A 15,666-nucleotide genomic window follows, 5' to 3' on the forward strand; every position below is an offset into this window, starting at 1 on the left:
AAGCGGGCGGAAGGGGAGGTGGCCCGCGGAGTCCTTCATCCGATGGGAACTGGCGAAGGCGGACCCCCGATGAAGCTCGCGGGCGTCAACAAGTAGTGAAGGCAGAGCGCGAAAAGGCCACCGAACAGCAGTAACGCCACGGCCAGCGCGGCTCGCCGTCTCAGTGGTGAATCCAGGCGCGAACGGAGGAGCGCCGCAGGGCCGGCAACACCCCTCGCCAATGAGATGACGACACAGGTCAGTGACGTCCCGAGCCAGACGGTCGCCAGCAATCCCAGCCGCTCGGAGCCAGTCATCAGCGTGAAGCCTGATAATGCCCAGAGGATCGTGAGCAAGCCTCCCACCGACAGCGTCGCTCCCAGTCGCCGGAGCCACGTGAACCCATGAAGACGTGCGAACGCTTCGAGTCCGAGGTCCAGCGTCGCTACGAGCAACAGGGGGGCCACCATCAACGCGAAGGGTGTCGGAAACGCGAAGAGTGCATTGAATCCGACGACATAGACCCACGGCGCGACGAGCAGGCCCAACAGCAGCGCGCTGAGTCCAACCGCGCCCGTGTCCTTCCAACGTGCGGCGGTCATCGGCGTGTACCTCCAGGAGGAACGGGGACTCTGAACTCCCGCTCGAAGGCGATTCGGGTGACGAGCGGCACATATCCGTGTTGGAACTGAAGCTGCCACCATGCCGTGATGCCTTGTGACGCGCTGCTGTGTGTCGCTGTCTGGGGTCGCGGCGGGGTGGTCCGGTTCTACCTCCTTCCGGAGTATCCCAGACGGAGCCGTATTCGCATGATGCCCGTAGCGATAGTCTGTCCGGCATGCCGCTGAAGGTGATGACGCTCAACATCCTGATGGGAGGCGAGGAGCGGATGCCGCTGCTCCTGGCCCTCATCGCCCGTGAGCGCCCGGACGTGCTCGTGCTGCAGGAGTGCATGGGGTGGGAGGACGGTGAGCGGCTCAGGCAGGTCGCCGCCGCGCTCAACCTCCCCGCCACCGACGCCCACGTGAGACTGGGCATCGCGCGTCCCCGTCCCAGTGGCAGCCGCTACCACGTGGCCGTCGTGAGCCGCTTGCCCCTGCGCTCGGTTCGCGCCCACGCCAATGCCCACTTCATCGGCCACTGCCTCCTCGAGTGCGAACTGGAGACGGGCACGGAGCCGCTGACCCTCTTCGCCGCCCACTTCGACTCCCACCATGAGTCCCTGCGCTTCGTGGAGGCGCGCTATCTGCGCTCCCTCATCGAGCCCGCGGTCTTCGGTGATCGGGATTTCATCCTGGCTGGGGACCTCAACTCCCTATCCCGCGCGGACCCCTATCCGGTGGACCTGGCCGACCGCGTCCGCCGTGCGCGGGTGGACAAGTACGGACATCCGCCACGCTTCGACGTCAGCGACGACCTGGAGGGCTTCGGCTGGCTGGACACACTCCGCCTCAAGCCGGGCTCTTCCCAGTGGGCCACCGCCCGGCGCCAACGTGATGGGGAGGCCCTCGACTTCCGCACGGACTACGTCTTCGCTTCGCCCGCGCTGGCCCAGCGGCTGCTCGCTGCTCATGTGGTGGACGTGGGCACGGCCTCCGATCACCACGCCCTGACCGCGAGCTTCAGCGACGCGTGAGGCGGCTCCTCGTGAACAAGACGAGCAACCTCAGCCTCTCCGCCCAGCGTTCCGACGCAGAGATCGTTTGACGCGAGCGTCGAGGCTTGATCCTCTCCGAGGATGAGCGCTCACCCCATTGAGTTCGACCCACAGCTGGCCGCCCTCCTGCCCGCGCTGGAGGGGTATGTGCCCCGGCAGATGACGCTGGCGCAGCTGGAGCATTTCCGTGGCTTGAGCCGCGTGACCCGGGAGGACCTGCTTGGCGACGCGAAGGTCCACTGCGTCGATTACAGCATCCCCGGTTATCAAGGCGCAGAGATCACGGTCTCCGTCATTGCCCGGCAGGGCCACTCGGTTCCGGGGCCTGCCGTCTATTTCATCCATGGCGGCGGGATGGTGATGGGGACCCGCTTCGCGGGAGCGAAGCCGCTCGTGGACTGGGCGCTCCGTCATGACGCGGTCTGCGTGACGGTCGAGTACCGGCTGGCGCCCGAGCATCCGGCGCCGACCCTGGTGGAGGACTGTTACGCCGGGCTGCTCTGGATGGCGGCGAACGCCGACCGGCTGCGGTTTGATCCGAAGCAGTTGGTCATCTTCGGCGGGAGCGGCGGTGGCGGGCTCGCGGCCGGAACCACGCTCCTGGCCCGGGATCGGCACGGCCCGAAGCTGTTGGGTCAACTGCTGCAATGCCCGATGCTGGATGACCGCAACGAGACGGAATCCGCCCGTCGGTATGACGGCGTCGGAGTCTGGGACCGCACCAGCAATCTGACGGCATGGCGCGCGGTGCTGGGCGAGCGCTGCGGGGGCCCGGACGTGTCTCCCTATTCCGCGCCCGCGCGCGCCACGGACCTGCGGGGGCTGCCGCCGACCTTCATCGACGTCGCGGCAGGGGAGACGTTCCGGGATGAAGCCGTCGCCTATGCGCGTGGCATCCTCGATGCGGGCGGCGAGTGCGAACTGCACGTCTGGGGCGGAGCCTTCCATGGCTTCTACGACATCGCCCCCCAGTCCGACGTGGCGCGCGCCTGCATTGCGACGCGCGACGCGTGGCTGGGACGGATGTTCGCCCGCGGTGTTGCGAGCGGGGGCACACTGCCTGTCCCATGATTGTGCATCCCCCTGCGCGCCTGCGCCCCGCCCGCCTCGACGAGATCGCGCGTGTGCGCGAAATCGAGCGTCTCTCCGCGCGCCGTTTCCTGGGCACGGACCTCGCGGCCCTGGTGGAGGATGAACCCACCGACTCGGCCACGCTCGCGGCCCGCATCGCCACGGGCGGGCTGACCGTCGCTGAAGGGGAGGATGGGCGTCCGGTCGCCTTCCTGATGGCGCGACCCGTGGAGGGTTGCGGTTACATCGAGCAACTGGACGTTCTGCCGACCCATGCCGGACGGCGGTTGGGCGCCGCGCTGATTTCGGCCCTCGAGCCGGCATGGCCCGCCCTGTTGCTCTCCACCTTCCGCGACGTGCCGTGGAACGCGCCCTACTACGCGCGGCTGGGCTTCCGGGTCGTCGAGACCCTGACGCCGGCCATGGAGGTCATCCGGGCCGAGCATCTTGCACGGGGGCTCGACGAGAGCCGGCGGGTGTTCATGCGCAAGGACGGGGTGCCCTGATCACGGTTGTGCCACGCCCGTCTCGTACGCCTTGCGGACGGTCTGGGCACAGGCGCGTGACTTCTCGCCCTCCTCGCTGCCGAGCTGACGGCTGCGCGCCAGGACCATGTACTGGGTCCTGGCCGCGTTCACCCAGGGATAGAAGCCGAATGCCCCCGCCGACGAGTGGCCCGTCACGGTCCAGGAGCTGCCGACGGTCTCTCCTTCAATCCAGTGCCCGAGCCCGTAGTACGCCTCGCCCGTGGCGGACCACGGTGTGTAGGCCACGTTGGGGCCTCCCGACCAGGCGGGGACGGAGTCCACGGTCAGCTTGGAGGACAGCGCGTACTGGGTGTTGATCATCTTCAGCAGGAAGACGCGGTACTGCGCCGCGCTGCCGGAGAAACCTCCCGCCACGGCGACGTCGCTGTCGGACTCCGGGAAGGTGGTGCCCAGCAGGGGATTGAGCCAATCCATGACGCTCAGGAGGCCCGTGCCCTTGCGCGCACCGATGTCATCCAGGGCCAGCTTCTGCATGTGCCCGCCGTTGTAGAAGAAGCGGCCGTTCTGGAGCGGGCGATAGGTGACGTCCTTGAAGGAAGGCCCGTAGCACGCGGAGACGGTCGTCCCGGCGGCGTCACAAAGGGTGGTGTTCTCGTCGATGTAGCCGCTGGTGAAGTTGAGCCGCTTCTTCTCATCCGCGGTGAGGTTCGCGTACCCCTTGGACTGCACGTAGGCCCCTGCGTAGAGCCACTTGCTCGCGGACGCGATGGGCATCACCGTCGTGGCCGTGACGCCGCTGCCCTTCGTGAGGCCGTAGAGCAGCCCGGACCCGTTGCCAATCTCCCAGTAGAAGTTCCCGAGCGGCTTGCAGCCCGCCGCGTTGTTGGCCGTATCCAGCGCGGCCTGCTCGTACACGGTGAGGGCCGCCTGGGACGTTCCCCAGGTCACGCCATCACTGGAGTCGAGCGTGTCCTCCGGGTTTCCACAGCCGGCGGTGCCCAGGGCCCACAGCGCGCACGCCCAGATGAACTGCGTCGTTCCGCTTCGCTTCATGGGGAATTCCTCCAGGAAAGCCCCCATGAACCCGGACCGCGCGCGGAAGTTGCGCGGGAAACGCGCTCAGAATCTGAAGTTCCACCCGGCCAGGTGCTGCAGGTCGCGCGCGCCGCCGTGGGGGATGCGCTCCGGCACGGGCTGGCCGTGCGCGGGGGCGGGGACATCCATCGCGATGCGTTTGACCCCAGGAGTCTTGTCGAGACCACCGCACCAGGTCTGCCAGCGCTCGCCATTCAGGCGGTCCCGGAAGCCGATGCCTGTCAGCTGGTCCGCCGTGGGCGGAGTGGGGGAGAGCAGGTCGAGGAACTCCATCCGGCCTCGGCCGTCGGTGCGCACCTCGTGGCAATAGGCGGCACCCCACAAATCCTCACGGAAGCGGATGGCGTACACGCTGCCCGGGGTTGGCGGGCCGGGGATGGACTTGGGCCGGGCGCCAGCCGGGCTGGCCGTCTTGCGGCGCGCGGTGGGCGCTGCTGGCGGAGGGGTGGGCTCCGCCTTCGGTCGCTCGAGATGGCCGAACAGCGTGGCCACCAGCGCCTCCTGGAGGCCCTCCTTCGCCGACCACCACGCCAGCGGCGCTGGCACCTCCACGCGGACCGATGGGCGCTGGTCGCGCTCGATGGCGGTCGTGAAGCGGGTCATCAGGCCCGGGTGCTCGGGCGTCTGCAGGATGCCGATGAACGCGAGCGCTTCCAGCACGGTCCCGCAGCGCGAGGGACGGCTGGCACTCAGGAGTCCAGCCTTGTGGAGCGCGGTGCGCGCCTGGCTGTAGCGTGCCGTGGAGGGAAGGCCACGCAGCAGGTCGAGCACCTGGTGGAACACCCAGACGTCTCGCGGCGTGGGCTTCGGCCAGTCGGACGGTGGACTGGCAATGGCGGCGTTCAGTGCGAGGACGCCGTCGGCCGGTTGGGCGTCACCCCAGCCCGCGCCCTCCAGGTGACGGAAGTACGCGGCCTGGGTGGCGTCGATGGCGTCCGCCTTGAAGAAGCAGACACGGCAGCTGCCGCCGCCCATGGGGTCCTCGGTGTGGACCGGCATGGCGCGTCCGAGGACAGCGGCGGGCAGTACGGTCAACCAGGCGAGGTCGGCGGACCCCATCGAGGCCGCGAACGCATCCGCCGCGGGACGCAGGTCGCACGCCGCGGCGGACTTGCGCAATTGGGTGATGACCTCGTCATGTCCCCACTGGATGAAGACATTGGGCACCAGCCCGGTGTCCCTCAGTTGCTGATGCTCCGCCTCCGTGAAGGTGGAGGGGACCCGATGGCTGTAGCGGCCCTCCGCATCGAAGTGGCTGTTGCGGGAGTCGTAGACGCGGGCCAGCAGGGCCATGACGGAGGTGTCGGGCTGGGTCATCTCAAGGGTGCGGCGCGGGAAGAAGCCCCCGTTCTATCGTGGAGAGCGGCTGGCGCGTCACGGCCAGATGCGGACCAGCCCCGGCTCCGGCACCGTCTGCGCGAGCAGACAGCCATTGGGCTCACGGATGAAGCCAGACACGGAGTTCAGCCGGGCGTCCAACCGGACGAGACCGTTGGTGCCAAACCCCGGGTCCACCGCCCCGTGCCGGGTGAAGCGCACCACCGCCAGCCCTCCACCCCCCTCAATCTGTCCCTCCGTGTAGGGCGTGCCCACGTCATCGAAGAACAGCTCATTGGCCGAGCCGATGGCGAGCTGGCGCGGCGGCATCGTGGTGCTTCCCGTGCCGAAGTAGATGCGCGTGCCGGCCTCGTTGTACCACTGCACGAGGAGGTCATAACCGGGGGCATACGTGTTGAGGAGCGAGACGAACCGGCCGTGCCCGTCCGTGGCGACGTTCCGATGGAGATTGGGGCTGTTTTCCACCAACCACCCGGCCTGCCCGGTCTTTCCGTCCATGCGGACGAACCCCAGTCCGTGGTTGCCCGGGCTGCCACTGTCGAAGAGCGTGACGGCGATGACGATGGTGCCGTCCTTCCACTGGAGGGCCTCGCGGAGCTGGTCGAAGCGCTGTTCATAGGCCGGGAGCGCGGACGTTGCCCGCCCCTCCGTCCCGAATCCCGCGACGGGCCTGCCATCCGCCTCCCACCGTTGCACGGCGTAGACGTAGGGGCTGCTTTGGGTCGGGTCGTAGTACGTCAGGGCCACCGACACCCGGCCCGCCTCGTCCGCTAGGAGCTTCACGAGGGAGCGGGGCGCGGCATTGAACCGCGTCGAAACGACGCCCTCGTCCCCGAAGCTCGTATCGAGCATGCCCGTGGCGAGGTGGCGCGAGACGAGGAAGGTGCAGGGGGTCGCGTTGTCGCCATCGTGGCAGTCGGCGGCTGTGCCCGCCACGAGGCTTCCTCCCGTGGGCAGGGCCTTGAACGCGAGCATGCGTGACATCGCCGGACGCGTGTGCGTCGCCGACCCGAGCATCCCGAACGTCAGGTCCGGGATGCCGTCCGCATGGTGGCGCTCGAGCACGAAGCCCTGGGCGCTCGGCCAGGAGGCGTTGGCGATGGGATAGGCCGTGAGCAGCTTGCCGTCCGGCGATACATCGAGGAACCGCGACCCATCCGTCCAGCCCAGGGGCACCACGGGGAAGGTGGGGTCCAGCGTGAAGGAGGGGCCCGCGACCAGCATCCGCAACGGACGCGAGGTGGACCGGCCCTCCGCGGTGGCCACCAGCGTGGCGTCAAGGCGGGTCCCCGGCCCGACACGCCCGGACACACTCACGACCAGCGCCGCCGCGCTCGTGCCCTCCGACACACTCCGGTCGGCCACGAAGAACTCGGAGGGCAGGCCGCGAATGGAGAGGGTGACGGGACCGGTGAAGCCCTCGTGCCGCTCGACGCCGACGCGCAAGACCGCGAAGTCGTCGCTGCGCACGAGCAGCTCGGACGGGGCGCTCAGGTCGACAGGCAGGGGCAGGAGCACGTCCGGGCCGGCGTCCGGAGCGCCGGCATCCGCTGCGCCGGCATCCGTTACACCGCCATCCGCGGGGCCAGCATCCGGGGATTCGACGATGACCCCCGCATCACAGGTGGCGCCGGCACACGAGGCGTCGGGAGTCGTCACGGTGGACGCATCCTGACCGCCCGCATCGGCCTGGGTTTCGACGGGGCCGGGCTTCGGGATGGGCTCCTCGTCACCACAAGCGGTGGCGACGGGGAGGAGGAGGGCGAGCGCCACGAAGAGGGCGCGCCGGCACTGGGGAGGACGGGAGGGCTGGGGCCGGTGGGTCATGGACGGGAGCAGGTACGGGTGTACCTGCCTATACGTCATGCCCACCGGTCCCTGGTCGGAGGCCCGGTCGATTCGGTCCGGCTACGGCTTCGGTGCGATGGAGACCTTCACGCCCTCGCTCCACACCTTGTGCTCGTCCGCGTAGTACAGGTACGCGCGGCTGGACGGGCCCGTGTAGGTGCCGGGCACCGCGGCCACCAGGGACAACGGCACGTCGATGCGCTTGTTCGGCTCCATGCCACGCCAGTACAGGACGACGTCGCGCCCGATCACCTCGTACGCATCCACCACCTGGCGCTTCACCAGCTCCTTGAGCTGGTCGTGGCGCACTTCCAGTCCGCCCGGCACGCCGAAGATGGCCACCGCCGTGGGCAGCTTCTGGCCCGTGCGGTTGGCCACCATCACGCGCGCCTCCGTGGGCTCACCCTCGGTGAGGGCCGTCTTCGCCAGCGCCACCTCCAGCGTCACCGCCGTGTCCTTGGAGCTGTCCGGCGTCAGCATGTTGTAGGTGACCTCCACCGAGTACGGCAGCTCCGCGCCGCCCTCCATCCGCAGCTCCACGCGGCGCTCGCCCGTGCCCAGCAGCGCGCTCACGTCGGGCAGCTTGAGGGCTTCCTGGGAGGAGCCGTCGAAGCGGACCGGTTCGCCCACCGGACGGCCGTCCACGTAGACGCGCACCAGCCCCGGGGTGAGCTTGGACGCGCGCGCCTTGTCGTAGGCGATGATGGCGCGCAGCGCGAGTACCGTGCTCTGCGTCGCGCCGTAGCGGCCACCGTCGCTGGACTCCGCGAGGAACTTCATCGCGCGCTCCACGTTGCCCACGTAGGCGGGGTCGCGCATCCACGCCAGCGTCGCCAGCGCGGTGGTCTCGATGTTCAGCGTCTCTCCGGAGCTGCCCACGATGGACTGCGTCGCGCCGTCCACCACGCCTTCCTTCCCCTGCGAGGAGGCGAGCCGGCCCATCAGCTTCCGGGCCTCCGCGGTGTCACCGGCGAGCGCCAGCACGTTGGCCGCCAGGGCCACCACGTAGCTGTTGGTGCTCTTCGCGGCGGCGGCCTTCACCGAGGCCACCTCGCGCGACAGCTCCTTCGCCTGCGAGGCCGGCTGGCCCGCGCTCTCCAGCAGCGTCCAGACGATGTATGCGTTCGACGTGTCCGGGTCCTCCACCCACACGTGCAGCGCGCGGCGCTTGCGATTGAAGCCGCCCTGGCCGTCCCGCTGCTGGAGCAGCCACTCGCGCGTGCGCTCCATCATCGCGGTGTCCACGTCGCGCACCTGGCGCATGTCCGTGAAGTGCAGCAGGCCGAACGCGGTCAGCGCCTCATGGCCGGGGTTCTGCCCGAACCACTCGTAGCCCTTCTCGGAGGTCTCGTAGCCCACCAGCCGCTGGTAGCCGCGCTCCAGCTTCTCTTTCGCGCTCGCCACCAGTTCCGGGTTCACGCCGGTGTGCGTCTGGAAGTACTGCTGCGCCATCGTCATGGGGTACGTCGTGGAGCTGGTCTGCTCGAAGCAGCCGGAGGGCTCCTGGATGAGGCGGGCCAGCGACTCCGTCATGTTGGCCAGCGGGCCCGGGTACACGGCGATGGACGTCCGCACGGTGCCGGGCACCAGGCTCTTGGGCAGCACCACCTGGTGCACCGCCGGTGCCTTCGCGGACACCAGCCCGCCGTAGGACACGCGGCCCGGGAAGCCCCGGGGCTTGATGGACAGCGTGCGGGTGACGACGTCCGTGAACTCGCCCGCGCTCGCCGTGAGCTTCACGTCCACCGGCTTGGCTTCCTGGCCAATCTCCAGGGAGAAGAGCTGCCGGCCGCGCGCCTGCGAGGCCAGGTCCAGCGTGGAGCCGCCGGAGACCTTCACGTCTCCCTTCAGCTCCACCTTCACCCCCGCGCCCGAAAGCCGCGCCTCCGTCCCGTTCACCAGCGCCACCGGCAGCCGCACCACGTCTCCCGACGTCACCTCGAGCGGCAGCTTGGGCTCCGCGTAGAACGGCTGCACGGACTCCAGCTCCGCCACCGCCGAACCGAGCGCGCCGTCACCGCCCACCGCTCCCGCGAACGCCTTGAACGTCGTCACCGAGTCGCTCATCGCGAAGGACACCCGCGCCTCGCCGGTGCGGGCATCCGTGCGCACCCCGGCGTTCCAGTAGAGCGTCTCCGCGAAGTCGACCCGGTCTCCCGACTTGCGGTGGGGCCGCGCGGTGTGCGCGAACTCGCGGAGGTAGATCATCTGCCCCTGGATGACCCGCTTGTCGTCGCGGTTGATGTCCCTCTTCGCGCGAAGGGCCTTCCGCTCCATCGGCGCCTCTTCCTCCTTCGCCAGTTGGAGCACGGGGGCCGGGGCCTCCACCTCCGGGGCTGCCTCCGCCGGGGGCATGGGAGGCGGAGCCGCCGCGGCGACGGGGGCCATCTGGTTGAGGACCGCGCCCTCGGCCTGTCCGGCGAAGGCGTCATCCTCGTCCACGACGTTCCGGTCCATCAGGGGCTCTTCCATTCGCGGCATCCCCGCCACGGCGGCGCCGCGTCCGGACCTGCTGATGGACGGCCGGGGCTTGCGGACGGGCTCCTGCGGCCAGCGCACCGCGAGCACGCGCATCGCCGCGTCACCGTGCCGGGCGAGGAAGGCCTTCGTGTCGGTCAGCGCGAAGCGCCGCCAGCCCTGTGTCCCCAGCAGCAGGTCCACCGCCAGCTTGGACTTCGGATTCTTCGAGTCGAGGTAGAGCTGCGCGTCGGCCAGCTCCTTCACCTCCGGCTCCAGCAGCACCATGACCGGGAGCTGCGGCGCCTGGTCGCGCTTCTCCTGGAGCTCCAGCACCGCGTCATCCGTCACGGTGAGCATCACCAGCGCGGAGACCGGCTGTCCGCCGCGCGTCGTCCGGGCCGTGAGCTGCACGGGGCCACCGGGCACGTAGCGCGTGCGGTCCGCCTTCAGCTCCACCGACAGCTCCTTCGAGGGCTGACGGAACACCAGCCGCTCCGCGAGGGGCCGCCCGTCGTGGTCCCACACCGTGGCGACGAGCACGCCGTCCGCCTGGCCGGGGTTCAACGTCACCGGCCCGCCCTTCACGTCCTCCAGCACCGCGGAGGCGACGCGCACCTCGCGCTGGCTCAGCGTCACCGTCGCGCGGCCGACGTTGGTCAGGCCCACGACGAGCTGCACCAGCTTGCCCGCGGGAACCACGTCCTCGCGCACGCGGATGACGGCGCCCCTCGGCTTCACCTCCGGCAGCGGGAAGCTCTTGCGGATGCCCGACGGCGAGTCGATGCGCAGCGCGTACCGCACCCCCGCCTGCGGGGTCAGCTCGAAGCGGCCACGGCCCTCGTGCTCGGAGCTCACGCGGGCGACGACCTTGCCGCTCTCCACCTCCACGATCCGGCCCATCAGGTCCGCCGGCTTGCGCGCGGGCGTGCGCGCCTCGAAGTAGACGCGCGAGGCGAGCCCCGCCACCAGGTCGCCGCCTTCCGGGTACATGGCCAGGTCCAGCGTCTGGAGGAGGATGGGAATCGTCTTCGCCGCGGTCTCCACCACGCCGCCGTCCTGGATGGTGAAGGCCAGCGTGCCCTCGCCGCGCTCCATGGCGGCGGGCAGCGGGAAGCTCACCGTGCAGCGCCCCTTCGCGTCCACCGTGCACGGCACCTGCGCCACGCTGGCGCCATCCACGAGCGCGTTGGCCGTCACCTTCGCGCCCGCGGGCACGCCGCCCTCCGCGCGCTTCACGTCCAGCGTGGCGGTGACGGTGTCGCCCGGTCCGTAGCCATCCCGGAGGAACTCAATCTGTGACTTGAGCCGGGGGGCCCGGTAGGCGCGCACGTCGAACTTCCGCTCCGCGGGGGCCGCGCCCGTCCACGGGTAGGTGACGCGCAGGGTGTACTCGCCGCCGGCCTGACCAGCGGGGATGGGCCAGGCGTAGCCCCAGACGGAGTCCGCCGTGGAAGCCGTGCTGGTGGTGACGACGTCCCCCTTGGGCCCGCGCACCTCCACCTGCGCATGGAGTGAGCCCGCATACGGCTTGCGGTTCAGGGCGTCCAGCACCAGGCCCCGCACCAGCACCTGCTCCCCGGGGCGGTAGAGCGGCTTGTCGGTGGTGACATGGGTCAGGTAGCGGTTTTCGCCACCCAGGGAGCGTGAGGCCGCCCGGGCCGCGAGGACCTGGGGCGATAACGTCACGAAGACGGCTGCGAATCCCAGCGGCAGGAGCGCGCGCAGGGCAAACGGTACGAAGTGGGCCATGGCGGCATTCAACGGCCAGGCACGCCAGAAGTTCTAGCCCTCCCCCAGGAGGTCATGGCGCACTCAGGGCTCGTTGAAGATGAGCAGACCGCGCGAGGTGTCCACCGCGTAGACAAACCCGTCGCCCGGGACGCGCATCCCCATGACGCCCTCGTAGACGACGCCCAGCCGCTTCGGGTCGGTCTCACGGTAGGCGTTGAACCAGGCAATCTCCTTGGGGAGCGTGGGGTTGGCCACGTCGAACACTCGCACGCCTTCCTGGTACCAGGCGACGTACAGCTTCGTGCCCTTCAGGATCATGTTGTGGATGGAGGTGGTGGGACGCAGCCGGTGCTCGCCGATGAGCTGGATGTTCGCAGGGTCGGTGACATCCAGCACGCGAAGGTGCGCGCCCTCCTGCTCACTGCCCTCGAACGCGATGGTGCGGCCCGCGAAGGTCCCCACCGCGCTGGCATGGCTGTACTGCCGGTTGTAGTGGTACTTGCCCAGCTCCTTGACCTGCATCGGGTCGCTCGGGTCGGTGACCAGGAAGCCGATGTCCGTGTGGTTGATGTAGAGGCGGCCCTCGTAGGCGAAGGAGTCGTGCGGATAGCTGGTGACGAACTCCTCGGATGAGAAGACGACGCGGTTGAGCAGGACGGGGTCTCGCGGGGACGTGATGTCGAAGATGATCGTCTGCGCGGGCCGCAGCGCCATGGCGTAGAGCCGGTTGCCATCCACGAACAGGGTGTGGACATTCGGGGGCGCGCCGCTGGGCACGCTGCGGAGGTAGGTCGGATCCCCCGGGTTTGAAATGTCATACAGGATGACGCCGGAAGCCTTGGTGGCGACGTAGAGGACGTCGTCCTTGGCCCACGCGGCGTTCCAGTACCCGTCGCCCGGCAGGGAGATGACCTTCTTCAACACGGGGTGGTTGCGGTCGCTGACGTCGAAGACCGTCAGGCCTCCCGAGGGCATGTCCGGCTTGAGCTGGATGGACACCACGTAGGCATGGTTCTTCGTGACGTAGACATCCACCGGATGGCCAATCCCGACGACGGACTCGGAGACGAGGTTCAGGCCCCCGGAGGACTCGGCCTCACCGCGGCTCAAGACCAGGCGGTCCGCGTCGAACGTCCCCTTCTCCGTGAGCACGCCGTTGGTGCAGACCGCATAGCAGCCGGTGATGTGGTGGGGCTGGGGCACGTCACAGCCCGCCAGCGCGGTCTTGATGGCCACGCCCCGGGTCGTGGTGAAGACGCTCGTGAGGAGCATGCCCTGGTCATCGAACTGCTGCCGGGTGAAGCGATCGAAGTTCGAGGTTCCCGTGCCGCCCCCTTCCGGAAGCAGGAGGCCAGCTCCGCCCCAAGGGTACTCGCCGGTGTCCGGTCGCAGCTCGGTCTGGTAGATGCCGTGCCGTGACGCCGTGCGGAGCGCGCTCGGGTTGCATTGCGACAGGTTGAAGAGGGCCGGGGTGTCGCAGTCGATCTCGGTTCCCAGTGGCGGGGTGAACTCGCAAGGAGCGAAGACACCGCGGTCAATCCAATCGCTCTTCTCTTCGATGGGGGTGGAGGTGCCATCCCAGGCCACGACAGGGGGCGTGCCGGCGTCCGGTGTCCCCCGGGTTTCAGCGCAGGCCGTCAGCACCAGGGAGCAGGCAAGCAGCCGCACCCCCATACCACGGGGAAGAAAGGTCATCGATGGGCTCCCTTGCAGCGTTGTTCTCTGAATGGATAGGAGCCCCGCGCCGCCGCAGTGATGCATCCGGTTCCAGGATTGTGTCCTGGCGAGGTGTCACCCGGGGGAGTATGAGCAATGCCATGAGCAACGAGCAGACGCCCGCCGAACCTGAAGTGATGGAGCCCACGTTCTGGCGGAAGAACGGCTGGTCGGCCAAGGTCATCAAGAACGAGGACGACGACGGCTGGGCCGTGGAGATCCGCAAGCAGGGAATCCCCGAGCCCGTACTCATCAGCCCGTGGGTGATGGGCCGCGACAAGAAGAATCCCAAGCCGTTTGATGCGCCGGCGTTCGCGACCTTCGTGAAGACGGCCTCGGAGGTCCTGGATCGCTCCGCGCGACAGCACGAGCAGGCCATGACCAAGAAGCTCTCCATCGCCTGGGAGGGCCTCTGGTACGAGGTCCGGCTCGAGATGGTGGCCGATGAGTATGACCCCCACGCGCTGCTGTCAGCCATCGACGACGCTGGCGCGACCGTCGCGAAGCATCGCGTGCCGGCGAACTTCAAGTTCACCCGGGACATCGCCAACGCGTGGGTGCGCGGCGGCTTCAGCGAGCCCTGAGAACGCAATCCGGACGCAGGACGACTTCGAGCTCGCCATCCTGCGTCCAGAGTTGACCGACAGGGTTTCATCGTCACCCTGAGCCACGAGACTGGATGGGTTGGGGCTGCCTTTCCAGTGTCTTCAACATGTTTTGATCTTCTTGCAATGTCTGGGTTGCTGCCTCAGGCTGGAAGTCCACGAGCACCCGATATCCTGGTTTCGAAGGGGGTGTTGCAGAGGGGGAGCCTTCCATGCCGATGCGTCTCAACGTTGCCGCGCGGGACCTGTTTGACCTGGCCATTCCTGGCGGTGCCAGCCATGACCGTCCGTCGTTCACGGTGGATCAAGCCCTCTCACGGCTGGACCAGATGGGGATCTTTCGAAACAACGTCCACTACTACGATGCCGATCGGCAATCCCATGCCGAGGTGGAGATCGTGGGGGGAAAGATCGTCCGCACCAGGGATCGCCACTTCTGGAGCAGCACCCGGGAGTTCCACAATTACAATGGGCTCTTCGCGGTTGGAATGGACGGCCGGGTCCTTGTCACGAAGAACGAAGGGGCGACGGGCGTGGGCGTGGAAACGAGGAAGAAGCACAGCAGCATGTTGGCGGGAGGTCAGGCGTTGGCTGTCGGTTGCTTCTCGACGAACGCCCAGGGATTCTTGACCTCCGTTGACAACAACTCCGGGCATTACGTGCCCAGTGCTCAATCCCTGAACTGGTTCCTTGCGCAGTTGGTCCAGCAAGCCATCAACCTGGCGAACCTGGCTGGGGTCCGCTACGTGTATTCGACCCAACTGGGGCCGCAGAGTGTGGTGGTCAACCGGCACCAGTGGAATGCGCTTCAAGCAGCGATGGGGCTCAATCAGCCGGCTCAGCCGGCTCAGCCGGCTCAGTTGGTGACAGGCAATGGGCTGTTGAGGTTCAACCGGGTGGAAGTGCAGCGTGTGGTCGCCCCTCAAGGTGCGGCGCCCAGACCGGGCAGGATTGTTAACTGCCTTTTCTCATGTTGCAAATTCGACCTGGAGGGGGAGTGACCGCGATGAACATGTTCAGGTCGATGTATGTCCTTGGCTGTGGAGTCCTGCTTTCGTGCGGCGCCCCGATGCAGGACGAAGAGGCGGCGGTGCTCGGCACACGGCAGGAGGGCCTTGCCCAGGTCTTCACCCAGCAGGCGGACTTCACCGTGGCCACCGGGGCCACCCAGCTCCCGTTCCCCGCGAATGCGTTCGACGCGTATCCCGACCATCCCTCAGGTGCGGCGTCGAGCTGCGTCCAGACGCAGCGGGGCGTCGACCTGCCGTGGGGCTCCAGCGCGCCCACCGTCAACGTCCTGGCGCCTCGCGCCAAGACCTGGCTCTGCTTCGTGGGACCCGGCTGGAACCACAACAACACGAACCCCCTGCCCGTGAAGCCCACGATCATCGCCAACGGTGAGGATGACTTCGAGATCGCCTTCCTGCGTCCCGTCTCCGCCGTGGGCCTGGAGCTGCTCACGAACAGCCAGGCCCAGCATAAGGTGACCCTGACCTTCACGGACGCCACTCAGGAAGTCTTCGAGGACGCGGTGCTCGATACGGGTGCCAATGCCTTCGAGTTCGTGGGGTTCCAGTCCACCAAGCGCATCCGGTCCATCTTCATCGACTCAATGGGCGGCTCCTCGCAGAACGAGGGCATCGCCGCCATCTGGACCGCGCCGTAGCGGACCGCGGCC

Annotated in this window: 12 protein-coding genes; 6 read left to right on the forward strand and 6 right to left on the reverse strand. The window is 68.4% G+C overall.

Translation table 11 applies throughout. The features are described 5' to 3' along the window. Positions 1 to 35 precede the first annotated feature (35 nt). Positions 36 to 581, reverse strand: coding sequence for a hypothetical protein (locus D7Y04_RS20080; RefSeq protein ID WP_121760366.1), 546 nt, complete (start codon positions 579 to 581; stop codon positions 36 to 38). 236 nt (positions 582 to 817) lie between these two features. Here D7Y04_RS20080 and D7Y04_RS20085 point away from each other — a divergent pair, with 236 nt between their 5' ends. The 3 genes from D7Y04_RS20085 (at position 818) to D7Y04_RS20095 (ending at position 3,213) form a co-directional block, all read left to right on the forward strand. Next, entirely contained in the window at positions 818 to 1,615 is a 798-nt protein-coding gene (locus tag D7Y04_RS20085) for an endonuclease/exonuclease/phosphatase family protein (protein WP_121760367.1), read from the forward strand. Between the two features lie 102 nt (positions 1,616 to 1,717). Beyond that, a complete protein-coding gene (locus D7Y04_RS20090; protein WP_121760368.1) occupies positions 1,718 to 2,707 on the forward strand; it encodes an alpha/beta hydrolase in 990 nt (329 codons plus the stop codon). Continuing rightward, positions 2,704 to 3,213 (forward strand): GNAT family N-acetyltransferase, encoded by a 510-nt coding sequence (locus D7Y04_RS20095; protein WP_121760369.1) that lies wholly within the window; start codon positions 2,704 to 2,706, stop codon positions 3,211 to 3,213. Before D7Y04_RS20090 ends, D7Y04_RS20095 begins: the two co-directional genes overlap by 4 nt. On the opposite strand, the gene D7Y04_RS20100 is transcribed toward D7Y04_RS20095, so the two are convergent. From D7Y04_RS20100 to D7Y04_RS20120, 5 genes are all read right to left on the reverse strand, one after another. After that, a complete protein-coding gene (locus D7Y04_RS20100; protein WP_121760370.1) occupies positions 3,214 to 4,248 on the reverse strand; it encodes a hypothetical protein in 1,035 nt (344 codons plus the stop codon). A 66-nt stretch (positions 4,249 to 4,314) separates the two neighbouring features. After that, positions 4,315 to 5,607, reverse strand: coding sequence for a hypothetical protein (locus D7Y04_RS20105; RefSeq protein WP_121760371.1), 1,293 nt, complete (start codon positions 5,605 to 5,607; stop codon positions 4,315 to 4,317). 57 nt (positions 5,608 to 5,664) lie between these two features. Beyond that, entirely contained in the window at positions 5,665 to 7,494 is a 1,830-nt protein-coding gene (locus tag D7Y04_RS20110) for a hypothetical protein (protein ID WP_147477153.1), read from the reverse strand. A 42-nt stretch (positions 7,495 to 7,536) separates the two neighbouring features. Continuing rightward, positions 7,537 to 11,685: an MG2 domain-containing protein gene (locus D7Y04_RS20115; RefSeq protein WP_121760373.1), complete on the reverse strand. Its 4,149-nt coding sequence runs from the start codon at positions 11,683 to 11,685 to the stop codon at positions 7,537 to 7,539. 63 nt (positions 11,686 to 11,748) lie between these two features. Beyond that, on the reverse strand, positions 11,749 to 13,362 hold the full coding sequence (locus D7Y04_RS20120) for an LVIVD repeat-containing protein (protein ID WP_120595797.1): 1,614 nt from the start codon (positions 13,360 to 13,362) through the stop codon (positions 11,749 to 11,751). Positions 13,363 to 13,484: 122 nt separating this feature from the next. On the opposite strand from D7Y04_RS20120, the gene D7Y04_RS20125 reads away from it, so the two are divergent. The 3 genes from D7Y04_RS20125 to D7Y04_RS20135 all read left to right on the forward strand — a co-directional run bounded on the left by D7Y04_RS20125 (position 13,485) and on the right by D7Y04_RS20135 (position 15,654). Continuing rightward, positions 13,485 to 13,967, forward strand: coding sequence for a hypothetical protein (locus D7Y04_RS20125; protein WP_120595798.1), 483 nt, complete (start codon positions 13,485 to 13,487; stop codon positions 13,965 to 13,967). A 233-nt stretch (positions 13,968 to 14,200) separates the two neighbouring features. Next, entirely contained in the window at positions 14,201 to 14,989 is a 789-nt protein-coding gene (locus D7Y04_RS20130; protein WP_147477154.1) for a hypothetical protein, read from the forward strand. 5 nt (positions 14,990 to 14,994) lie between these two features. Further along, positions 14,995 to 15,654, forward strand: a complete 660-nt coding sequence (locus tag D7Y04_RS20135; protein ID WP_147477155.1) for a hypothetical protein — start codon at positions 14,995 to 14,997, stop codon at positions 15,652 to 15,654. The last annotated feature ends 12 nt before the right edge of the window (positions 15,655 to 15,666 follow it).

Source organism: Corallococcus sp. AB038B (assembly GCF_003668955.1).
In the GTDB taxonomy this organism is placed as follows: Bacteria; Myxococcota; Myxococcia; order Myxococcales; family Myxococcaceae; genus Corallococcus; species Corallococcus exiguus.